Source organism: Nocardiopsis alborubida (assembly GCF_012396365.1).
GTDB lineage: Bacteria > Actinomycetota > Actinomycetes > Streptosporangiales > Streptosporangiaceae > Nocardiopsis > Nocardiopsis alborubida.
In genome coordinates this window covers 38,921-61,351 of sequence record NZ_JAAXPG010000040.1, presented here as the reverse complement: position 1 = coordinate 61,351, position 22,431 = coordinate 38,921, and the positions used below count along the sequence as shown (strand labels likewise).

General features: G+C 72.0%; 16 protein-coding genes. 2 read left to right on the top strand and 14 right to left on the bottom strand.

The window, feature by feature from the left end:
- The 8 genes from HGB44_RS28820 to eccCa form a co-directional block, all read right to left on the bottom strand.
- The coding region (locus tag HGB44_RS28820; protein ID WP_168444191.1) for a protein kinase domain-containing protein at positions 1-982 on the bottom strand (982 nt) is incomplete at its 3' end.
- A gap of 74 nt (positions 983-1,056) precedes the next feature.
- Positions 1,057-1,401, bottom strand: coding sequence for a hypothetical protein (locus HGB44_RS28815; protein ID WP_061079668.1), 345 nt, complete (start codon positions 1,399-1,401; stop codon positions 1,057-1,059).
- A 14-nt stretch (positions 1,402-1,415) separates the two neighbouring features.
- The gene (locus HGB44_RS28810; RefSeq protein WP_017563398.1) at positions 1,416-1,706 is read right to left on the bottom strand and encodes a WXG100 family type VII secretion target; all 291 of its coding nucleotides are present in this window, start codon (positions 1,704-1,706) and stop codon (positions 1,416-1,418) included.
- Positions 1,707-1,746: 40 nt separating this feature from the next.
- Positions 1,747-2,082: a hypothetical protein gene (locus HGB44_RS28805; protein ID WP_061079669.1), complete on the bottom strand. Its 336-nt coding sequence runs from the start codon at positions 2,080-2,082 to the stop codon at positions 1,747-1,749.
- Positions 2,083-2,385: 303 nt separating this feature from the next.
- Positions 2,386-3,510, bottom strand: coding sequence for a hypothetical protein (locus tag HGB44_RS28800; protein ID WP_061079670.1), 1,125 nt, complete (start codon positions 3,508-3,510; stop codon positions 2,386-2,388).
- 194 nt (positions 3,511-3,704) lie between these two features.
- Positions 3,705-4,910 (bottom strand): hypothetical protein, encoded by a 1,206-nt coding sequence (locus HGB44_RS28795; RefSeq protein WP_168444190.1) that lies wholly within the window; start codon positions 4,908-4,910, stop codon positions 3,705-3,707.
- 348 nt (positions 4,911-5,258) lie between these two features.
- Entirely contained in the window at positions 5,259-5,654 is a 396-nt protein-coding gene (locus tag HGB44_RS28790) for a hypothetical protein (protein WP_168444189.1), read from the bottom strand.
- A 387-nt stretch (positions 5,655-6,041) separates the two neighbouring features.
- Positions 6,042-10,007: a type VII secretion protein EccCa gene (eccCa, locus tag HGB44_RS28785; protein WP_394327808.1), complete on the bottom strand. Its 3,966-nt coding sequence runs from the start codon at positions 10,005-10,007 to the stop codon at positions 6,042-6,044.
- A 219-nt stretch (positions 10,008-10,226) separates the two neighbouring features.
- On the opposite strand from eccCa, the gene eccD reads away from it, so the two are divergent.
- Positions 10,227-11,561, top strand: a complete 1,335-nt coding sequence (gene eccD / locus HGB44_RS28780; protein ID WP_061079674.1) for a type VII secretion integral membrane protein EccD — start codon at positions 10,227-10,229, stop codon at positions 11,559-11,561.
- Positions 11,562-11,683: 122 nt separating this feature from the next.
- Here the strand turns inward: eccD and HGB44_RS28775 are convergent, their stop codons facing one another.
- Positions 11,684-12,157: a GerW family sporulation protein gene (locus tag HGB44_RS28775; protein WP_061079675.1), complete on the bottom strand. Its 474-nt coding sequence runs from the start codon at positions 12,155-12,157 to the stop codon at positions 11,684-11,686.
- 199 nt (positions 12,158-12,356) lie between these two features.
- On the opposite strand from HGB44_RS28775, the gene HGB44_RS28770 reads away from it, so the two are divergent.
- Entirely contained in the window at positions 12,357-13,031 is a 675-nt protein-coding gene (locus HGB44_RS28770; RefSeq protein WP_061079676.1) for a hypothetical protein, read from the top strand.
- Positions 13,032-13,184: 153 nt separating this feature from the next.
- On the opposite strand, the gene HGB44_RS28765 is transcribed toward HGB44_RS28770, so the two are convergent.
- The 5 genes from HGB44_RS28765 to HGB44_RS28745 all read right to left on the bottom strand — a co-directional run bounded on the left by HGB44_RS28765 (position 13,185) and on the right by HGB44_RS28745 (position 22,067).
- The gene (locus tag HGB44_RS28765) at positions 13,185-15,362 is read right to left on the bottom strand and encodes a WD40 repeat domain-containing protein kinase family protein (RefSeq protein ID WP_061079677.1); all 2,178 of its coding nucleotides are present in this window, start codon (positions 15,360-15,362) and stop codon (positions 13,185-13,187) included.
- 125 nt (positions 15,363-15,487) lie between these two features.
- Positions 15,488-17,620, bottom strand: a complete 2,133-nt coding sequence (locus HGB44_RS28760; RefSeq protein WP_061079678.1) for a serine/threonine-protein kinase — start codon at positions 17,618-17,620, stop codon at positions 15,488-15,490.
- Positions 17,621-17,633: 13 nt separating this feature from the next.
- Entirely contained in the window at positions 17,634-19,790 is a 2,157-nt protein-coding gene (locus tag HGB44_RS28755) for a protein kinase domain-containing protein (protein WP_061079722.1), read from the bottom strand.
- A gap of 145 nt (positions 19,791-19,935) precedes the next feature.
- A complete protein-coding gene (locus HGB44_RS28750; protein WP_061079679.1) occupies positions 19,936-21,075 on the bottom strand; it encodes a WD40 repeat domain-containing protein in 1,140 nt (379 codons plus the stop codon).
- A gap of 614 nt (positions 21,076-21,689) precedes the next feature.
- Positions 21,690-22,067: a hypothetical protein gene (locus HGB44_RS28745; RefSeq protein WP_061079680.1), complete on the bottom strand. Its 378-nt coding sequence runs from the start codon at positions 22,065-22,067 to the stop codon at positions 21,690-21,692.
- Positions 22,068-22,431 lie beyond the last annotated feature (364 nt).

Below are 22,431 nucleotides of genomic sequence, written 5' to 3'. Positions count from 1 at the left end.
GTGCCGTGGGGTGCTGCGGCCCGGGGTGCGGGGCCTGTGCGTCCGCGGCCGGGGTCTGGAAGCCGGTCATGGGCGCCTGCGGCCCCGACAGCGGTGTCCGGGGCCCGCTCATCGGCGCCTGCGCACCGCTCAGGGGTTCCTGGCCGCCGGTCGCGCCCGGAGCCGTGGCGGACCGGGACACGCGCGCCTGCTCGAAGGCCGAGGCGAACGCCGCCGGGGTCGCGAAGCGCTCCTCGGGCAGCTTGGCCAGCGCCCGGGTGAGCACTCCCCGCAGCTTGCGGGAGATGTCGGAGCGGGGAACCGGCTTGGGTTCCTGGGTCAGGACGCGTTCGGCGTAGCCGCGGGGGTCGAACGGCGTTCCGTCCGTCGACGAGAACGGCGTGTGCCCCATCAGCATCGTCCAGACGGTGGACGCCAGCTGGTAGACGTCGGAGGCCGGCGTGCGTGGCTCACCCCGCAGCGCCTCGGGCGCCGAGTGCAGGAACGACTCCGTCGCCGGGTCGGGCGGGGGCAGGGCCTCCCCGGACCGGTGGACGGAACCGAAGCCGGTCAGCACCGGGGTCCGGCCGGCCCGCAGGATGTTGCCGGGGCACACGTCCCCGTGCAGCAGCCCGCGCCCGTGCATCGACTCCAGCGCCGCCGCCACGCTCCGCGAGACGGCCGCCGCCTCCTGGACCGGAGCGGGTCCCCTCCGGGCGAGCATGTCGCCGAAGGAGCCGTCCGCGTAGAACGGCAGCACCACGAACAGGTCACCCTCGGCGGTGGTCCCCGCGTCCAGCAGGGGGACCACACCGGGGACCCCGCTGAGGTCGCGCAGCTGGTTCAGCTCGGCGCGTCCAAGGTGCTCGGGCAGGACCTTGAGCACGACGTCGGCACCGCTCGTGGAGCGCGTGGCCCGCACGATCCGGGCGCGGCGTCCCTGGCGGAGCAGGGCCGGGTTGCCGTAACCGGGCGCCCAAGCGGCGTGCTCGGAGCCGGACATGGGAGAGCGTCCCCCTGGTGGTGTTCGTGGTGTGGAGGATCCCCGTCAGGAGACGGGGGAGGCGGCACCGGGTGCTACGGAGACGAGGGCGCCTCGGTGGCCGGGCTCTGGAACATCTGCTGGCGGGCGCCCCAACCGCGCTCCTCGTTGACCTCCTGCTGCCTGCCGAAGGCCCCGATGAGGGCGATGACCCCGCAGATCAGTGCGACCAGGATGAGCCCGCCGATCACCGCGGGCCACACCTGCTGCCGCCGCCGCCAGTACCGGCTCGAACCGTACATGAGGGCCGACCGCAGCTGCCGGTGCCGCAGGGCGTCCGCCTGGAGGACGTACTTCTCCTCGTTGGGCGTGTAGTGGAACGCCTCGGGAAGCTGCGGATCCGGGTCCGCCGGGGCGGACGCGGGGGATGGGGACGACATCGCCGCTCAGCCTACTAGAACAGTCCGTCGAGGTAGCGGGTCAGCCTCCCGTAGTTGTCCGCGGTGTTGCCGGTCGCGGCGATCACCTTGGCGAAGGCGGCGTTGACCTCGGAGAACTGGGTGTCGAACTCCGTGGCCTTGGACTGGAACTGGGAGCTGCCCGAGCCCTCCCACTGGCTGACGGTGCTCTGGGACTGCTCGTTGATCTGGCTCATGATGGCGGAGAAGCGGCCGAGGTGGGCCTGCTGGTCCTCGGCCAGACCCTGGAGGCCCGCGACGTCGCCGTACACGTCGAACTGACTCATGGGAAACCTTTCTGCGGAGAACGGGGGAAGGGAGAACGCCTCAGGCGTTGACCGGGCGGGAGAGGCCGCCGAGGTCGCTTCCGGCCTGGGAGAAGTCGGAGCTGGAGTCGGAGTCGGTGATGTTGAACTGCCCCTGGCCCTCGTTCAGCTTGATGCCGTTCTGGCTGCACCAGGACATCAGCTCGTCGAAGCGCTCGGTGAGCTGCTCGCGGGCCTCACGGAAACGGGCGAGGGCCTCGCCCTGGAGGGCGTCGGCGTCGTTGCTCATGTCCTGGATGAGCTGGTTCATCTGGGTGCGGATGCCCTCGGACTCCAGTCCGAGCTGCTCACCGCCGACCGCGAGGCTGTTGACGTTTTCAAGACCGACGTGGGACATCTGGGCCTTTCCCGGGAGTTGGGGGTGGAAGGGGCCGCCTCTTCGCCGTCTCGGACCGTGTGCGAGTGGGGATTCGTGTGGCCACGGTAAAGAGGGGAGAATACGGACGATAGTAAGGATCGCACCTCTCGGTCAACGGAGGTGCGCTTCTTGTGACACTGGCCGGTGGGCGGCGATCGGCCCGATCGCAGGCAGCGTCCCAGGCGCGGCGGTTGACCGCTTCCGGCCACGGGTCCGGTCGGACGCCGCCGTGCACGGACCCGGCCGGGGCGGGGGTTCGGCCGACGCGGGCCGTCGGCGCTCTCACTGGCCGCCGTCCGCACCGGGGCTCGCGCTCGGGTCCGCGGTCACCGGTTCCGTCACCCAGCGCACCGCCAGCGGCCAGCCGTCCATGGACGAGTCGTGGAGGCGGGGGAAGAGCTCCGCGGCCTCTCCCGCCTCTCCCCCGGCCAGGTCCACCCGGTGCCAGGACCCGCTGGTCTGGAGCAGGACCGCGTCGCGCTCGGGTGAGGGCGCGTACTGCACCACCGGCCCGTCGCTCTCCTCCAGCAGCCGTGTGGCCGTGTGTCCCTGTCCCTCCACCGTCACCAGGTACGCGCCCGCCGGGGGCTCCCCGCCGTCGGCGGGGGCGTCGGGACGCAGCAGGGCGGTGCCCCCGCCCCACACCAGGGAGTTGTCGAAGGTCTGCCACTGGCTGCCGTCGACGTTGAGGGTCGCGTTGACGACGCTGTCCGCCGTCTCCCGAACCACGAGGCTGCCGCCGTCGACGGCGTTGCTCTGGCGGGTCTGCACGCTGTTGCGGATGTGCAGCGACCCGTCCGGGGTCAGCGCCCAGTCGCTGGGCCGCTGGTTCTCGCCGATCAGGAGGCTGCCCTCCTGGTTGGGGGTGCCCGTCGGTGCCTCCAGCGGCACCGACAGCACCTGTGGGGGCACGCCGTCCTGCGGGGTGTCGGAGACGAACCACAGCCGGTCGCCGTTGATGACCGGACGGGACAGGACCGCCCCCTCCGAGGCGGGGACGGACTCGACCGGCTGGTAGGAGACCTCCTCGGCGCCGGACTCCTGCGGGTCGGTGAGCGTGGCCACCTGCACGGTGTTGGGCTCCTCGGTGACGTAGGCGAAGTACGTCCAGTCAGCGGAGAACTGCGCGTGCACGGACAGGTCCCGGGCCATCGGGTCGACCGCGCCCTCGGGCAGCGCGATCCGCTGGAGCGGCTGCCCGGTCTCGGGGTCGTGGAAGACCAGGACCTGGGCGGCCTCCGGATCGCCGCCCTCGAAGCCCCGGTGCAGCAGGGCCAGGCCGGACAACCCCTCCTCGGCCAGTTCCTCCGCGGTCCCGGGTCCGCCGCCGGAGTCGCCGGACGTGCCGGTGCACGCGGTCAGGGCGAGCAGGCACACTGCCGAGGTCAGGGCGAGGGGGCGCCGCATGGAGCTGCCTTTCGGGGGACGACGGGGTCGGTCGGGAAGCCACGGGGGCACGGGGCACGGGGTGGGACTGTCCCGGGGACGCCGAGGTTCGGTCCGGGACGCGGTACCCATTATCCGGTCCGGGACGACACGACGCCCCGGCCGGGTGCGCCGCCATTCACATGGCCATGGGCGTGTGCTACATCCACGATCCGTTACCCGACGTGGGACAGGCCGTCCAGAACCAGGTTGAGGGAGTGGACGCCCGACCGCTCCAGGGAATCCCGGATGAGCCGTATCTGTTCGTCATCCTCGTACAGAAGGTGATCATCGAACTCATCGATGCCGACGGCACCTGTTTCGACCAGCAGCGCCGCACCTCGGAGGGCTACCGTCAGATTGACGGTGTCGGGATGCCCCACGACGACGGCCTCGGGGGCCTCGCCAGTGTCCTCTCCAGGTGAGGGGAGAACGTCCGCCACCGCTTCGATCCCCCACAGGTCCGCCCCGAAGGTCCCGCCATCCTTGTCGGACAGGTAGAGGTAGTTCGAACCGAATTCTCCCGAGAGGGTGCGGGCGTAGGCGTCGGTGTCCGTACCGTAGTCGGTGCCGTAGTCGGCCAGGAGGAGCTCGGGTGGGGAATCCAGGCCTTCCGCAGTGAACTCCCGTTCCCACACCAGGTCACCGGTTCCGAAGTCGAGTGCCGCGATTCGCGCAGCCCCCTGTCCGTGACACAGAACGGACAGATAGGCGTTCGATGAACCACTGGCGAGACGGACGTCGTCTTCGGACGGCGGATCACCGCCGCAGAGGTCCGCTGGATCCAGACGCCAGAGCTCTTCCTGGTCCTGCCGCCGTTGAGCGACCAGGAACGTTTGCCCCTCCTCCTTCAGGAACAGGAGACGTGAGTGTTCGCTGCCGTGGGCGACCACGTCCTCCGGGGTCGTGGTTTCCCCTGCCGGGCTGAGGACCGTCCGGTTCTCTATCTCTCCGGTCAGAGGATCGAGGAGCACCTCGTTCACCTGGTCCTCGAACAGGCCTTCCTCGGTGTGGGCGACGGCGATGTACTCGCCTCCGCCAGGAAAACCCACGGCGACGTCGGTACCGGGAACGAGGTAGTGCCATCGCTGCTCCCCGTCGGATGGCCCGACGCCGGTCACTCCGTGGGGTGTCACGGCGACGGCGGACGCTCTCGCCCACACCAGTCGCGTGATCTCCACGTCGGTGTTCGGTTCGATGTCCTCAAACTCGCGTAGGTATCTGACCTCACCCGATGCACGGACACCGAGGTCGTCCGCAGTACGATGATCGATCATTGGCGGTTCCGGTGATAGGCGGGGAACCACCACCAGCCCGGCTACCAGGGCGGCTACGCTGACACCAGAAGCACCCGCTATCAAAGCGAGGTTCTTTTTTCTCATCGGTATCCTTAGTTGTTGCGCGCCTCGTAGGTGTTCTGGTAGGAGTTTATGTATTCCTCGATCACCTCTGACAGATTTTCCTGCCGAGAGGCTTCGATAATAACATCGAGCACTTAGTTTCTCCTGCTCGGGTGCCCTTTCGGTCAGTCGAGGATGGATTGCGGGAAGGTTTGGTTTCCGTTCTCGTCTGTTGCAAGAGCGGTTGTCCCGGTGAAGTCATTAACGTCGATCATCCCTTCCTTCCTCCTCATCGCTGTACACGTTCGGCGCATAATCGCCAGAGAGAAGTGCCCCGTTCAAGCTCCGATGCTCGTGATCGATGGCCGAGGTCAGGATATTGGGTGCCAGTTATTCGTTGATGAGCAGGATCTGTAGGAACTCCTGGCGTGCCTCTGAGTTTATCCTGAGAAGTGCGTCCCCAGGTTCGTGTATGGGAAGGTCATCGGCGATTTGTGCCTCTCCTCCCACGAGTGGGGTTCCGTAGCTTTGATCTCCGTTGTAGGAAGTGCAGGGATGTTCTGGGTTGGTCCCGCCCGCCTCTTCCAATGCATCATAGAAACCTGTTAGGAACTGGAGTTCCTCGCTGCTGAAGGTGCCTCCGTTTTTTTGTCCATCAAAGGCGACCAGGCCGATGTTATTGAGTAGGGCGATAGCTTCAGGGAGTTCACCCTTGTGCTCGTCGGGGTTTCTAGGGTATTCGACGAGAACATCTGCTATTTCATCAGGATCGACATCGGTGGGCATGGCCCCCACGTCTCCATCGAGGTTGAAGCAAGACCAGTTGATATATCCTTTCCCGATGAGTCGTTGAACTACCTCGGGGGTTGGTCCGTTGCTGAGGTCATTAGCCAGCTCAGTGGCTCTGGAGTCGAGTTAGCCATATTCCGTGGCCTCCTCAGTCTCAAGTTCTTCCTTGAGAGATGAAATCTGTTCTGCGGCTTTTTCGGAAGGCTTTTGTATTTGGACGCCCGCTTGGTTGCCCCTCCGGTGTGACTACGCAGACCACACGGGTTCGCGTGGCCACATCCGGCCACGGCGGCGGGTCCGCGCCCTGTGCGGGCCTCCTCGTGCCGAGCGAAGACACGTGTCGCGCGAAGGCCCGCGCCGCGTGCCACGGCGCGGGCCCCAGGGTCACGCGGGCGGCTCGCTCCACCCCACCTGGACCAGGTCCGGGCGCTGGCCGCGGCGGGCCAGCTGGGCGCGGCCGACCGGCAGCTGCTTGGACGCCGTGCCGTTGGCCAGGCGCCCCTCCATCCGATCGCCGGAGAAGAGCACGCCCGGCGTGGCCATGTCGCTGAGCGCCTGGAGCACCGGCTCGAACATGGCCCGAGCCGAACCGCCCGTGCGGCGCGCCGCGATGATGTGCAGTCCCAGATCGGAGCCCTGCGCGATGAAGGGCACCAGCGGCGCGAGCGGGTTCGCCCTCGCCCCCAGCATGTCCATGTCGTCCACGACGACGAACAGGTCCAGGCCCTTCCACCAGCTGCGCTCCCGCAGCTGTTTGGGGGTCACGTCCGGTCCCGGCAGGCGCTGCTTCAGCGACCCCGCGAGGTTCGCCGCGACCGCCTGGGTCTGCTCCGCGCTCGTGCAGTAGGCCAGCAGGTGGTCCTCCGGGACCAGCTCCAGGTGGCTGCGGCGGAAGTCCACCATGACCACGCCGATCTCCGTGGGCGGGCGCTGCACGACCTGCTTGACCAGCCCGCGCAGGAGGGCGGTCTTGCCGGTCTGCGGGTCGCCGTACACCACCAGGTGCGGGTCCCGGGACAGGTTCGTGGTGACCGGTGCCAGCGTGCTCTCGGCCAGGCCCACCACCAGCTCCGTGCTGCGGCCCTTCGGCGCCCGGCGGCCCTTGAGCAGGTCGGCCAGGTCCACCTTGGAGGGCAGTGTCTTGACGCCCTGGACGGCCTTCTGCGGCCAGCGCTCCCCGACGCGCTTGATCAGATCCCGGATCCCGTCGGTGACGTCCTCGTCGCTGGCCACCGCGTCCACCCGAGGCAGGGCCACGTGCGTGTGGTGCTCCTCCGCGGTCAGGCCGCGCCCCGGGGTGTCCTTGGGCAGCGCCTCGGCGGCCTTGCGTCCGATCCCCGAGTCCATCGGGTCGCTCAGCCGCAGTTCGAACCGGCCGCCGAACAGCGCCTGCAACCGGGACCGGATCTGCGAGGACGCGGCTCCGGTCAGGATCGTGTGCACGCCCAGGGACGGGCCCCGGGTGGCGATGTCCATCAGGACCTCGTCGGCCTCGTCGAAGGTGTCGCGCACCGATGACCAGCCGTCGACCAGCAGGAACAGGTCGCCCACCACGTTCGCGGGCACCGTCCCGTCCGCGCGCGCCTGGCGCAGCGCGGCGGGGGAGTCGAGCCGGTACTTGCGGAACACGCGCTGGCGCCGGTCCAGCTGGGCGCGCACGTCCACCAGTACCCGCTGCACCTTCTCCGGGTCGGCCCGCCCGGCCACGCCCGCCACGTGCGGCAGCTCCTCCATCGCCTGGAGCGCGCCACCGCCGAAGTCGATCGCGTACACGCCCACGCGGCCCGGCGGGTACCGCCACGCCAGGCTCGCGACCACCGTGCGCAGCAGCGTCGACTTGCCGGACTGGGGGCCGCCCAGGACGATGACGTTGCCCTCTGCGCCGGTGAAGTCCATCTCGGCCGGAACGACGCGCTGCTCCCGGGGGATGTCGGTCAGGCCGATGACGGCGCGCACGTCCGACGGGCGCGGTTCGGTTCCGGTGCCCTCCAGGTCCTCGCCCTCGCCCAGGTCCTCCAGCACCCTGTCGAGGGTGAGCAGCTCCGGCAGCGGCTCCAGCCAGATCGGCCGGACCTTCTCCGCACCGGAGGCCACCAGCCGGTCCACCGTGACCTGGAGCGTGGTGCGCTTGTCCGCCTTGGGCCCGGACTCCTCGCTCCTGCCGCGGGCCGACTCCATCAGCGACTCGACCAGCGAGCCCGCCCCGGTCACCTTGTTCAGCCCGTTGAAGGACAGCAGGGGCAGCACCGGTTCGTGCTCCTCCTGCTTCTCCTGGACCGGCGGTTCGTAGGGCTGCGACACCATCGCCGCCTTGAACCGCTCGAAGACCGACGTGTCCACCTTCAGGTAGCCGGAGCCCGGCTCGGGCGGCAGGTGGTAGGCGTCGCCCACGCCGATGGCCTCGCGGCTCTCCGCCTCGGAGAACGTGCGCAGGCCCACCCGGTAGGACAGGTGCGACTCCAGGCCCTTGAGCTTGCCCGACTCCAGGCGCTGGGTGGCCAGCAGCAGGTGCACGCCGATCGACCGGCCGATGCGCCCGATGGCCACGAACAGCTCGGCGAAGTCGGGGTGCGCCGTGAGCAGCTCGGAGAACTCGTCGATGATGATCAGCAGGTGCGGCAGCGGCTCCATGCCGGGGTCGTTCTCCCGGGCCGCCTCGTAGGCGTGCAGGTTGGGCAGGTTGCCCGCGTTCTTGAGGATCTGCTGGCGGCGCACCAGCTCGCCGTAGGTGGCCTCGCGGAACCGCAGGACCAGCGAGTCGTCGTCGGCCAGGTTGGTGATCAGGCCGGTGCTGTGCGGGAGCCGGTCGGTGTCGGCGAAGGTCGCGCCGCCCTTGAAGTCCACCAGCAGCAGCGCGAGCGACTCCGGCGAGTGGTTGATGACCAGCGACGCCACCATGGTCCGCAGCATCTCCGACTTGCCCGAACCGGTCGCGCCGACCACCAGGCCGTGCGGGCCCATGCCGCCGAACGCCGACTCCTTCAGGTCCAGCAGGACCGTGTTGCCGCTCGGTCCGACGCCGATCGGCACCCGCAGGTAGTCGCCGGTGCTGCGCCTGCGCCAGGTCTGCCGCGTGTCCAGCTGGGCGACGTCGGCCACGCCCAGGATCTCCGGGAGTCCCACGGTGGCGTGCATGGCGTCGTCGCCGTCGGTGACGGCGATGCCGTACGGGGCCAGGACGCGGGCCAGGGAGGTCAGGTGCGCGACGTCGGAGCGGTCCGCGCGACCCTCCAGCGGGACGCGCGGGGAGTCCTCGGAGGCGTCGGCGTGCTCGGTGACCTCGGTCAGCGTGCCGTCGGCGTCGATGCGCAGCCGCAGGTCCACCCCCTCCGGCTCCTCGCGCCGGTCCGCCACCAGGGCGATCACGTGGATGCCCAGGTCGGCCAGGGAGGTCACCGGCGGTTCGGCGTGCAGGCCGGACAGGGTCGACTGGTACTCGCCGTCCAGGACGACCACCAGGCGCTGGGTGCCCGGACCGGGCGGGGCGCCGCGGCGCCGCTGGAGGTCGACGGTGCGCCGTTCGATCTCGTCGGAGAGCAGTTCGGCGATCTGCACGGTGTTGACCGCGACGAACCGGGCGGGCATCGGCCCGTCCTTGGCCTCGTCGAAGGTGTTGTGCGGCAGCCACTTCAGCCACTCCCAGTGGGGGCGCAGCTTGTTGTCGCGCACCACGCCGATCCGCAGGTCGTGCGGGGAGTGGAAGGTGGCCATCTGCGCGACGAGCGAGCGGGCCAGCCCCCGCGCGGCCTCGCGGTCGCCCACGACCGACACCACGCCGTGCTCGCGCAGCGGCAGCACCAGCGGCATCTCGGAAACGTCCGCGTACAGCTCGATGAGCTGGTCGGCCGCACCCTGGCAGACGGGGTCGTAGACGATCAGCGGCGAGGAGGTGTCGACCTTGAGCCGGAGCCTCCGGGCCAGGGGGCGCGTCCCGGTGCCCGCGCGCAGGTCCAGGAAGTCCGGGTCGGAGGCCCGCCGCTCCCACCGGCGCGCCCGCGACCGCGCCGGATCGATGAGCAGTTGCGGGTCGGGGTGGCGGAACGCGCTGTCGGCGCGCTGGAGGGAGGCCACGTCCCGGACGATCTCGCGGAGCTGGTCGAGGTAGTCGACGTAGCGTTCACGCTGTTCGCGGATCCGCTGGCGCGGGCCGTTGTGCTGGGCCACGAACATGATGATGCCGACGACCACGCTGGCGATCATGATCATCACGCCAGCGACGGCCATCAGCGGCCGGTGGCCCATGGTGATGGACATCAGCAGGGAGCCCGAACCGGTGATGATCGGCATGATGATCATCGCACCGGAACTCGACGAGGGCGGGTTCTCCGGCATCTGGGGAGGGGTCGCGATGACGAGCGGAGTGTTCCCGGGGGCAGTCGGGACGCTGCGAGCTGGGCGGGGTACGGGTCTCGTCGCCACAGGGATCTCTTTCGGTCCGCCTACGGGGGCTGGTGTCTGGGTGGCTACGCTAGGAATGATCTCGCGATCCCCGCGAATCGCCTAATTCGCGTCCCTCCCTCCCCCCGAGGGCGACAACCGCCCATGACGAACGACAAAGGAATTCTTGGTGTGAGTGGATACTGCCGGGTCACGGTGACCGGACCGGAACGCTGGGCCGATCTGGCACTCCCCGGAACGGTTCCCGTGGCCACGCTGATGCCCCGGATCCTCGAGGTCTGCGCACCCGAGGAGGGGGGCACCGAGCCCGCCGGGTGGACGCTCACGACCGTGGAGGGCGACCCCGTCCACCCGGACCAGCCGCTGGAGAGCGCCGGCGTCTACGACGGCGACGTGCTGACGCTGGGCCGCCGCACCGCGCCGGGCAGACCCGCGCACGTGGACGACGTCCGCGGCGCGGTCGAGGACCGCGTCGACGCGACCGCGCACATCTGGAACCCGGCGACGACGCTGTCCTTCGGCCTCCTCGTCGCGGCCATCGGCCCCCTCCTGCTGTTGGGGCTGATGATGCGGCTGAGCCCGTCCGCCTGGCACCTGGGGATCGCCTCGGCGGGAACCCTGTTCACGGTCGCGGTGATGCTGCTCGCCGCGCGCAGGCCGCTGCCCGCCGTCGCCCACGTGCTCTTCGCGACGGCCTGCGCGTGGGGCGCGGTCACCGCCGTGCTCGCCGGCAACCTGCTGACCGACGCGAACCCCCTGGTGCTGGCGGCCTTCGCGCTGTCCGGCGCCCTGCTGGTGGCGGTGATCGGCTGGACGATGCACGAGACGGGGCTGGCCTACATCTGCGCGCTCGGCGTGGTCGCGGTGACGGCCGGAGTGCTCGTGGTGGTGGGCGTCTTCGTGGAGCCGGTGCAGGGGGCCCGGGCCATGGGGCTGGTCCTGGCGCTGTGCGTGGGCGCGCTGCCGCGCGTGGCGATGGTGATGGGCGGGCTGTCCGGGCTCGACTACGAGGTGGGGCGCTCGGGTCAGGTCACCACGGACCGGTTCGAGGACACCTTCGGCAACACCGACCGCATCCTGCTGGGCATCGTGCTGGGCGCGGCGGTGAGCGGCGGCGCGACGACCGTGCTGCTGGCCTACCTGGCCACGGGCCTGCCCGACCTGCTGCTGTGCGCACTGCTCTCGCTGCTGCTGGTGCTGCGCTCGCGGCTGTTCGACCGGATCCGGCACGTGCTGCCGCTGCGCCTGGCGGGGGTGCTGGGCCTGGGCGCGGCTGGTGTGGCGACGGTCGGCGAGTACGCGTTTCTGGCGCCGTGGCTGCCGCTGGTCGTGCTCGTGGCGGGGATCGCGCTGGGCGTGCTGAGCTGGGTGCGGCTGACCGACGTGCCGCGGGCCTCGCTGCGCCGCCTCCTCAACTGGACGGAGATCCTGGTGATCATCGCGATGTGCGCGGTGTTCGCCTGGGGGATGGGCCTGTTCGCGTTCGTGGAGCGGATGACCTCGTAGCGCTGACGGCCGGTTCCGCCACCTCGTCGAGAATCCGCGTCCGGCGCGACGCGGTTCCCGGTGAGGGGCCGGGGCCTCGGAGCGGCCCGGCGCCGTCCGGGGGGTGGTTTCCGGGGCGGCGTTCAGTCGGTGTGCTCGGCCCCGCGGGAGGTCCGCGCGGCCTCGCAGGACTTCTGCATCGCGGTCAGGGCGCGGCGGCGGCGCGCCTCGCGCAGCGACACGCCCACGATGCGGGTGGCCGCGGCGGCCGTCACCACGGCCAGCGGGATGACGAGCAGCGAGGCGGGCTGCCGGATGGGGCGGTACCGCGCTCCCTCCCGGTCGATCAGCAGGAAGCCCGCGGGCCGGACCCGGACGAAGCCGGTGCCCCCGGCGCCGTCCCCGCCCGCGGTGAACAGGCGGCTGGAACCCCCGCCCATCATGGTCAGCGCGGTGACCCGGGCCACCGGGACGACCGCGGACCCCTCCGCGACCACCGGTTCGCCGAACACCGACGAGGACCGCGCCGAGGCGCCGGTGTTCTCGATCAGCCTGGCCAGCGCGGACAGGGCGGGACTGGTGCGGCGGGCGCGGCGGCCCAGGACGTTGTCCGGCATGGCGGCGGGTCCCTTCGTGGCGGTTGCTTACCCGCCCCATTGTGTAACGCGGCCGCGGTGCCCGGGACGTTCCTGGCCTGTTCCGGACACCGGGTCGCAGCCGGTGGGAGGGTGCGTTCTCCGGGACGCTGTGTGACGGAATGTGAGGGGAGGGCGATATGGTGTCCGCCGTCCGCGTTCCCCAGGAAGGAAACCCCCGGTGTCCCCTGCGCCCCACACGACGAAGACCGCGACCGCGCTGGTCCTGGCCCTCCTGCTGACCGCCTGCGGCGGCGGCGAGCCCGAGCAGGCCGCGGACGCTTCCGACGCCGCCGCGGCCGACGCCCAGGACTCCCCGCCCGAGGGGACCTCAGAGGCGGCGGTCGAGCTGGTCGACCCGATGGATCTCGCCCCCGACGACCTGTGCCAGGTGCTCTCCGAGGAGACCAGCACCGAACTGCTCGGTCCGCCCGAGGACCGGGCCGGCAGCCAGGAGTCCGACGCCGGTATCCCCGACCCCGAGGACGTGGAGAGCTTCGGCGGCCTCTCCATGACGTGCATCACCGTGGCCACGAGCATCGGTCCGCCGCCGCGCAGCCACAGCATCACCTACCGCCTGGAGATCAACGAGGGCCTCTACAGGGAAGACACCTCGGCACCCGCGGAGGAGGACGCCGACCCCTCGGTCGAGATCGGTGACTACGCGGTCGTGGAGGTCGACCCGGAGGGCACCGACGTCGACCTCCAGGTGGTCCAGGGCCAGGTCGGTGTGAGCATCGACTACTCGGCGACGGAGGTCGTCGACTACGAGGGCGTCCCCTACGTCGACGAGGAGGAGATGGTCGCGCGCGCCCTCAGGGCGGCGGAGGAGATCCTCGCCGCCACCGGTGCCTAGTGGACCAGCCGGAACCGTCGCCGGTGTCGCGCGCGGGTTCTGAACTGCGATGACCTTGTACTCATAGCCGATGTCGGCGCTCGAACCCCGCTACAAGGACAAGAAGCGTCACGGCGCGTGGGGCGGGCCACCGGTGCGTAGCGTCTCCGGAGGTCACCACAGCGGCGGCCCCAGCGCCTCCAGGGTTTCGGGGTCCACCAGGACGACCCGCTCCTCGGGGGTGGTCACCGCCAGCACCTCGCCTTCGGGGTGGACGGACACGCGCCAGAAGGGGACGGCGTCCGGGTTCCCCGCGGCGAGGTCCTCGCCGGTCGCCGCGTCCCACACGTGGCTGGCGTGGTGGGTCTCCCCGTCCGCGGGATCACCCCCGACGCGCAACCAGCTGGCGTGGACCCTGGACCGGTCGGGGGAGAGCACGAGGTCCAGGAGGTGGGGCTCCTCCGCCTCGGCGAACCCGGGGATCGGGAAGGACGCCACCTCGGCGCGCTCGGCGTAGTCCCACCACACGATCCGGTCGCCGTCGAGGTGGAGCACCTCGTCGCGGCCCGGCACGACCTCGAACTCGGTGCCGGAGGTTCCGCGCACGGTGTACAGCTCCTCGCCGGTGCCCGCGTCCCAGACGGTGATCGTGCCGCCGTTGCCGGTGACAACGCGCCCCGCGCCCGCGAACGCCGTCCCGTAGGCGAGGTCGGGGACGAGGGAGCCGCCCCGCTCCCCGGTCCGCGTGTCCACCAGGCCCACGCTGTCCGCGTTCACGTCCGCGTTCCGTTCCAGGGTCACGCCCAGCAGCGAGCCGTCGGGGCTGAACGACACCCGCTGGGCGTCGCGCGGCGTGCCAGGCCAGTTCCCGTCCACCGGTCCCCGCTGCGGCCCCAGGTGTCCGGTGGTGGTCCCCGACGGCAGGTCGAAGGCGGTGGCCACCGCCACCGGGTACTCCTGGTCCCCGTACGCGGTGGGCACGACCGCGGCGACCATGCAGCCGACCGGGGCGAACACCGGGCCCGTTCCGAGGGCCGCCGCGTCCGAGAGCCGCGCGACCTCCTCGCGTGCGCGCCAGTCCCACACCATGAGTCCGGGGCCGGAGGCGGTGACGGCCAGCAGGTTCCCGTCGGGGCTGAACGCCGTCTCCCACGCGTTGACGGCCTCCCCGTCCAGCTCCTCCTCGGGCGGCGGGTACGCCGTGCCGTCCCGGCACGCGGCGTCGGTGATCATGCCGGTCCCCCGCTCGGAGCCCGCGGCCTCCTCCCCGGTGGGCTCGCGGTACCTCCACACGGCGATCCCGGCCACCACGGCCAGGGCCAGTCCGGCGGCGGACAGCGCCAGGAAGCGCCTGCGCCGCTTCTGTCCCCCGGCCGCGTCGGTGTCCCTGGAGGCTCCAAGGACTTCGGGGTCCTCGGGGGCGGTCCCGTCCACATCGCTGGCCGCGGGCCCGCTGGCGGTCCCCCTCCTGTCCGCGGGCGCACCGGTGTTCGGCCGGGTCGCGTCCGCGTCACCGGACTCGCCCGTCGCACTGTCCGCCGCACCGTCCAGGGCGCCTCGCTGGCGCTCCGCGACCCCCTGCACGGACGCGAGCACCTTCGGCGGCCACGGCACCGCTCCGGCGGTCCCCCCGCCGCCGAGCATGCGCACCAGGTCCGCCGAACTCGGCCGCAGCTCCGGCCCCCGCCGCAGGCAGGCCTCGACCAGCCCGCGCAGCTGGAGCGGGACCCGGGGCAGCCCGGACGCGCCCTCCACCCCGCTCGCCGCGAACGACACCGTGCCCGCCCAAGCGAACACGTCCGCTGCCGGAGAGGCCCCGCCCTCGGGAGCGGCGAACGACGGGTGGGGCGCGCGCTGCCAGAGCTCGGCCACGGCCCACTCCAGCCCGGGGTCGGCGAGCAACGCCGACCCGGGGGAGAGCACCACGCCCTCCGGCCACAGCGATCCGTGGACGCGGTCCGCCGCGTGCAGGTCGGCGATGCCCGACGCCAGTGCCAGGGCGAGGCCGTGCAGCGCGCCCGCGGGCAGCGGCCCGCGCTCGCGCACCAGGTCGGCCAGAGCGGGGCCGAGCGGCCGGTCCACCGCGGCCCACGGGACCGCGCCCTCGGTGTCGGCGGCGCGCACCCGGCACACGAACCGCGCCTCCAGGTCGTACGCGTCCTCCACCAGCCGGGCGAACGCCGCACGGAAGTTCGGGTCGACCGCGTACTCCGAGCGCACGACCCGCACCGCTACGGGGTCCTCCCCGGGAGCAGAGGCCAGGTACACGCGTGCGTACGCGTCCTCCCCGAGGCGTGCGCGCAGGCGGAAGGGGCCGACGGAGGGCGGGTCGTGGGGGTGCAGAGGGCGCATGGCGTCTCACGGGTCCGGGATGGCGGGCGACGGGGTCGGGGAGGCTGAGGACGGCGGGACCGCTGGTGGGATCGGGACAAGCGGGACATAGGGGGAGCGCGGGGCCACCACCGCTCCCATGGGAATCACCCGATGCTGTCGCGCAGGCTCAGGTCCTCCGGCTCCATGATCCACAGCGGCGCGTGGTCCAGGGGCAGCCCCGTGACCACCTCGCCCTCCGGGTGCACGGTGATCCAGCCGACGTACTCCGCGTCCTCCCGCGCGGTCAGCTCCCGTCCGGTGGAGAACTCCCACACCTTCGTCCCGTAGTGCTCCTCGCTCTCCTCCGTGATGATCACCTCCCCGGAGGTGTAGCTGGCGTACAGGCGGTCGGCCGCGGGGTTCAGGGCGATCTCGCTCAACCCGTTCTCCGGTACCTCGGCGGGTTCGAGGACGCGCGGCTCCCCGTCGTCGAGGAAGTTCTCGTGGACGACGCCGGTCCCGGTCATGTACACGACGTCTCCCTCGTCGTTGGGCAGCTCCAGGTTGTCGCCGAAGCCCGCCTCGGCCCCCTCGGCGGCCATGACCCGCTCCCCGCCGTCCGCCTTCCACACCTTCACCCCGCCCGCGTAGCCGACGGCGGCCACGTACGCCCCGCCCGGCGAGACCGTGAGGCTGAGGGCGTCGCCGCCCCCCTCGTAGGTGTCGGTGACCTCGCCGGTTCCCAGGTCCACCCGGAGCAGGTCGGAGTCGGCGCCTGCCCCGCCGTCGGTCAGCAGCAGCGAACCCCCGTCCCGGGAGAAGGCCATCGCGCCGATGTCCGTGCCCTGTTGGAAGACCGTGTGCTCGCCCGTCTCCAGGGTGTACACGTGCGCGCCGTCCCGGGCGGCGTACCCGATCCGGCACCCGTCTGGGCTGAGGACGGGCGTGCCGCCCATCGGGTCGATCTCCGCCTCGATCCGGGCGATCTCGGTCCCCTCGCGCCAGTCCCACAGGGCCAGCCCCTCGGTGCCGCCCGCCGCCACGACCCGCCCGTCGGCGGAGAACGCGGTGCTGACCATCGAGGTCGACGGCAGGCTCGGGGGGTCCTGGGCGGCCCGCGCGTACTCCGGCGCGATGTGCTCGGTGATCTCGCACCGCTCCCGCCCGCCCGGCCGCTCCGGCGCGGGCGGCTCCTCCGCGCCCAGGTTGGCCGCCGCCCACGTGCCCACACCGGCGGTGAGCACCAGCGCGGACCCCGCGGCCCCGGCCGCCAGCAGCCGACGTCCGGGACGCCGGCGGCCGTCCCCCGCGAACCCTCCGTCCCCTGCGGACTTCCCGCTCCCCGCGGCCCCTCCGCCTCCCGCGGACCTCCCGTTCCCCGCGGTCTCCGCCTCCGCCGCCCGCAGGGCCTCCCCGACGGCGGACCGGTACTCCCGGCCGATCCCCTCCAACACCTCGACCGCGGACGGCGGCAGCCAGGTGTCGGCGGAGGGCGCGGGTTCGACCGGCCCGCCCAGGGCGCCCAGCACCCGGGCGGCGGAGGGCCGCCGGTCCGGGTCCTTGTCCAGGCACGCCGAGACGATGGCGCGCAGCGGCCCGGGCACCCCCGTGAGCACCGGCTCCTGGTTGGTGATGCGGTACATGACGGCCGAGGGGTGTCCCTCGCCGAAGGGTCCGGTCCCGGTCAGCGCGTACACGACCAGCCCGCCGAGCGCGAAGACGTCGGAGGGCGGACCGCCGGGCTGCCTCCGGATGTTCTCGGGCGCCATGTAGCCGGGCGTGCCGATGATCCGGCCGTCCTCCCCCGCCTCGCCCAGCACACGGGCGACCCCGAAGTCGATCACCTGCGGACCGGCCGCGGAGACCATCACGTTGCCGGGCTTGAGGTCGCGGTGCACCAGCCCGCTCGCGTGCACGCGCTCCAGGGCCTGGGCGACGCCCCGGGCGGCGAACCGCACCGTGTGCTCGGGCAGCGGACCGGTGGCGTGCACGAGGTCGTGCAGGGAGGGCCCCGCCACGTACTCCGTGGCCATCCAGGGCGTCCGCCCGACGGGGTCGGCGTCCAGGACCCGCGGGGTGTGGGGGCCGTGTACCCGGCGCAGGAGTTCGAGCTCGCGGGCGAAGCGCTCCCGGAAGTCGGGGTCGTAGGCGTACTCGGCGCGCACCTCCTTGACCGCGGCGCAGGCGCCCTCCCCGTCCAGGCCGAGGTAGACGCGGCCCATGCCGCCGACGCCCAGCAGGGCGGCGGTCCGGTACGGGCCGACCCGGCGCGGATCCCGGGGGGAGAGGTCTCGCATGGGGCTCCTCCGGTCAGGTCAGCTCGTTGACGACGGTGTAGTCGGAGTCGAGGACGAGCACGCGCCCGCCGCCGTCGGCCACGGTGGCCAGGTACTCGTCCTCCGGATGGGCGCCCATGGGGGAGTACACCGTCACGTCGGCGTCGCGGAGGAGTTCGCCGCTCCGCGCGTCCCACACGCTGCCCCGGTCGTCGGCCCAGCCGTACTCCCCCGCGTACACCCGGCTGCCGTCGGCGGAGTACCCGATGCCGCTGATGCTCTCCTGGCCGGCGGAGGGCTCGGCGAGGGGCACGACCACCTCACCGGTGGCGAGGTCGACGACGTCGACCCGGCGCGCCCCGCTCTGGAGCGCCATGGTGCGGCTGTCGGGGGACAGCGCGAACGCGTAGTGGTCCCCGCCCCCGAACATGCGGAGCCGTTCACCGGTCGCGGGATCCCACACGGCGACGCCGACGTACTCCTCGTACCCGTGCTCCATGACGACCCCGACCAGCAGGGAGTCGTCCGGGGTGTAGTGCAGGTCGGTGAGGACCCCGTCCACCGGGAACTCCACGTCGGCGGTGCCCGACTCCACGTCCCAGACCTGGATCACCCGATCCTCGCGGGGGTCGCCGTTCTCGGCGGCGAGCACGGCGACCCGGGAACCGTCGGAGGTCAGCGCGGGCATGTCGTAGAAGCCGCGGCCGCCGTTGTCCTCGCCGAAGGTGTTGACCTCGTCGTCGCTGCCGCCGTCCCAGACGCGGATCACGTCGTCGTAGGTGGCGGCCACGTGGTCGTCCGCGCCGACCTGGGCGCCCCCCGGAGTGGGATCGAACACGTCGACGGGCTCGCCCGTGCGCCAGTCCCACGCGGACAGGGACATGCCGAACACGTAGAGGGTCTCGCCGTCGGCGGAGAAGTCCACGTCGTAGATCCACCCCTCCAGGTCGACCTCGGGGGCGGCGTCCGGGGAGGGTGCGGTCGGGGGGTCCCCCGGGGCGCCGGCCGCCGCGCCGGTCCCGTGCGCGCCGTCGGAGCCCCCGAAGGGCCGGAAGGTGAGGGCGAGGGTGCCGCCGACCCCGATGACCAGCGCGGCCGCCGCGGCGGCGGAGACGGCGGCGGCGCGGTGCCGCCACCACGGCCGGTCGCTCCGTTCGGAGGCGTCGCCCGGTGCGTCGGCGGGACCCCCGCTGTTCGGAGCGCCCGCGGGGCTCTCCCCGCCCGGAGCGCCCGCGGAACCCCCATCGCCCGCGTCCGGGCGCGGCCCGCGTCCGGACATCGGCACGGTCGTGCGCTCGGCCTCCTCCGCCCTGCGGGTCTCGTCCTCCCGCACGTCGATCTGCCGGGCGGCCGGGGAGGGCAGCCAGCCGTGCTCGGCCGGGGGCAGCGGCAGCTCGGACAGCACGCGGTGCACCTCCTCGGCGTCGGGCCGCCACTCGGGGTCCTTGGCGAAGCAGCGGGCGAGCAGGTCGCGCACCGGGCCCTCGGGGACCGCGTCCAGGTGCGGGTGCCCGGTCATGACCCGGCGCAGGGTCTCGGCGGAGTCCCCCGAACCGAAGGGCGCGCCGCCTCCGGCGGCGAAGACCACCACTCCGGCGAGCGAGAACACGTCGCTGCGCGGCGTGACGCCCTCGCCGACGACCTGCTCGGGCGAGGTGTAGGCCGGTGTGCCGAAGGTCTGGCCCGTGCGGGTGAGGACGGTCCCCTCCACGGCGCGGGCGATGCCGAAGTCGATGACCTGCGGTCCGCGGGGCGACAGCAGCACGTTGCTCGGCTTGAGGTCGCGGTGCATGAGACCGGCCGCGTGCACGGTGACCAGGGCGCGGGACAGTCCCAGGGCCAGGACCAGCAGCGACGGCGCCGGGAACGGGCCCCCGTCGTTCACGGCCTCCTTGAGGGTGGGGCCGGGCACGTACTCGGTGGCCATCCACGGGGGGTCCCCGTCGGGGTCGGCGTCCACGACGGCGGGGGTGAAGGGCCCGGTGACGCGCTGGGCGGAGCGGACCTCCCGGGCGAACCGCGCCCGGAACCGGGTGTCGTGGGCGAGGTCCTCCTTCACCACCTTGAGGGCGCACAGGTGGCCGCCGGGGGTTCGGGCCAGGTACACCCTGCCCATGCCGCCCTCGCCCAGGCGGGCCAGGAGGCGGTGCGGGCCGATGCGCTGCGGTTCGTCGGAGGCGAGGGGGGCCAGCACGGCGGTACGTGTTCCTCACTGCGTCGAGGCACGGGGCGGGTGCCTGTTCCAGCTGGGCCGGGGGCGGGGGAGCGCCCTCCAAGATAGCGGTTCGGCCCCGGGGCGTCCGGAGGACGGGTTCACCGTGCGCCCGTGGCCCGGCTCAGGGCGTGAGCACGTTGAGCAGGCTCAGTTCGGTGTCGTAGACGGCGATGTCACCGGTCCCCGTGCGCAGGCCCGCCACCCGGGAACCGTCCGGGGACAGCGCCATGGGGAACACACGGGGCAGGTCCGGGCCCAGCGCGACCTCGGTCGCCGAGGAGCGCTGCCACGCCACCATGTCGCCGCGGCCGGTGGCGGGGTCCAGCCGGGCGGCGAACACGCGGCCGCTCGCGGCGCTGTACGCGACGTCCACCAGGACGCCCTCGTCCGATTCGGGAACGAACTCGCGGATGATCGCCCCGGTCCCGGGCGCGACGAGGAACACGGAGCCGGAGCGGATGAGCAGCACGGCCGAACCGTCCGGAAGGAGGTCGAACGAGGCCGCGCCGACACCGGCGCGCTCGCGGATCAGGCCTCGCGGCGAGAGGCTCTCGGTGTCCCACACGGCGATCCCGCCGCCGTCCTCGCCGCCCGCCACCACGCCGCCGTCGAGCGAGTACCTGATCGAGCCCAGCACGCCCGAACCGGACAGCCGTGCCTCCAGCTCCCAGGTGCGGGTGTCGTGCAGGTGCAGGAGCCGTCCGTCGGGGTCGCTGCGCACGCCCAGCGCGAGTGAGGAGCCGTCGGGACTGAAGGCGATCGACCGCACGGCCCTCTCCTCACCGACGACCCGCCTCCTGCCGGTCTCCAGGTCGACGACGGAGGCGCCGTCGAGGGTTCCGTAGGCCAGCAGGCACCCGTCGGGGCTGAACGCCACCGGGGTCGGCGGCACGGCCGAGGAGTCGTGGTCGATGCGGGCGATGGCGCGCGACTCCCGCCAGTCCCACAGGGTCACCGTGTCGATCTGGGAGACGGCCAGGACGGAGCCGTCGGGGGAGAAGGACAGCGCGAGCGGAACGTCCCTGGAGAAGGCGGCCATCGGGTCCCCGGTCGGCGCGAGGCGGTCGGAGACGGCCGCCCCTGTCGCGGTGCAGCCGTCGGTGCCGTCGGCCGCCTCGGGGTCCCAGGAGGGAGCGGTGAAGGCGTACAGGCCCACACTCACCAGGAGCACCACCACACCGGTCAGCGCGAACGCGCGCAGCAGGGAGCGGCGGCGTCGTTCCCCGAGGCGTGAGGGTTCTTCGGGGTGGAGGGGGCGCATGGGTCCTCTGGGGGGTGTTACAGGGGTGAGCGAGGACGGCCCGCTGGCTCCGGGCCGGTGCGTGTGTGGTTGTCAGCAGCCACCGTAACGCGGGAAGACCGCTGGTGGGGAATGGTTCTGGAGGGTTAGGACAGGTTATGTGCCTGTCTGTCAGTTTTTGGTGCCTTAGGTCCGAAGATCTCTCGGCTGGAGGGGGCCGGAGGGGCACGTGGCGGGCGAAAGGTCCGCCGGGGCCCGCGGAACCGGGACGCGGGACGGCCCGCGTGCCAGGGGATCCCGGGCTTGTGCCGGATCGGGGCGTGTCGAGTCCTTCCGCACGGGTAGGGCGGAGAAGGAAGGAAACGTCCGCACGCGCGCCGGACAGGTGGCCGAGGTGCGTGTGCGGGGAGAGGGGGCCGTTCTCGCGGGACGGCGGCGCCGCGCGGGCGACGGTCCGTGCGCGGGGTCCGGAACCGCTGACAGGCCTCCAGGGCGCGTCCGGCGCTCGTACGAGGGCCGTGCACCGGGCAGGGGAGCGCACTGGCGGGTTCGCGTGCGGGGAGAGGGTCGCCGGGCGGGACCCGGTCCCTCGACGGCTCAGTCGGCCGCGGGGTCTCAGAGCTGGACGCGGAGCCTCAGGCGGCGACCGTGTGGCTGATGACGCTGCCGTGGCCGTAGACCGGCTCGGGCCCCTGTGCGAAGGGGTTGAGGAGTTCGGCGGCGCCGACGGGGTCGCTCGCGGGATGCGAGACGGGGCCGCCGTGGAACAGGTCGTTCCAGAAGAAGCGACCGTCGCGACACCAGACGTTGACGTCGCGCTGGACCGAGACGACGGCCAGCTCGGAGCTGCCGGACCAGTAGAACTGGCGGGAGGTCGCGGAGGCGAGCTCGCCCAGGAGCGCCGTGATCGCGCGCTGGGCGCAGAAGGCGTGGCGGGGCTTGTGCTTGATTCGCCTGGCGAGGGCCGATTTCGCCCGGGAGGCCCGGGGGTTGTTCAGGCGCCAGTGACTCAAGGTCGTCTCCAGTGGTCTAGGTTGCCGCGGTGCCGTGTTCGCTTGTGCGGCCACGTCGCCGCGGTTCGAGGTGCTCCGCCTCAGGTGGCCTTGGCGGGTCCCCTCCACAAAGTTGGTGAGGCGTGAACGATGTCGTTACCTCGTAGTTATTCTTTGCGCTCCGGATGCTAGCAGCAACTGACCCCCGGTAGTCGAGGCTTCTGCAAGTGACCAATATCACATTTAACGAATGTGTCTCGACTTCGCAAAACTAAGAACCAGCAGCTCAGGGCATGTATTCCGAACGTGTGGCCGGTTTTCGGGCGTCGCGAAAAGCCCGTCTGATTGCGGGGGAGATGTCGCCAGTGTCACCTGTTGTGGCAAC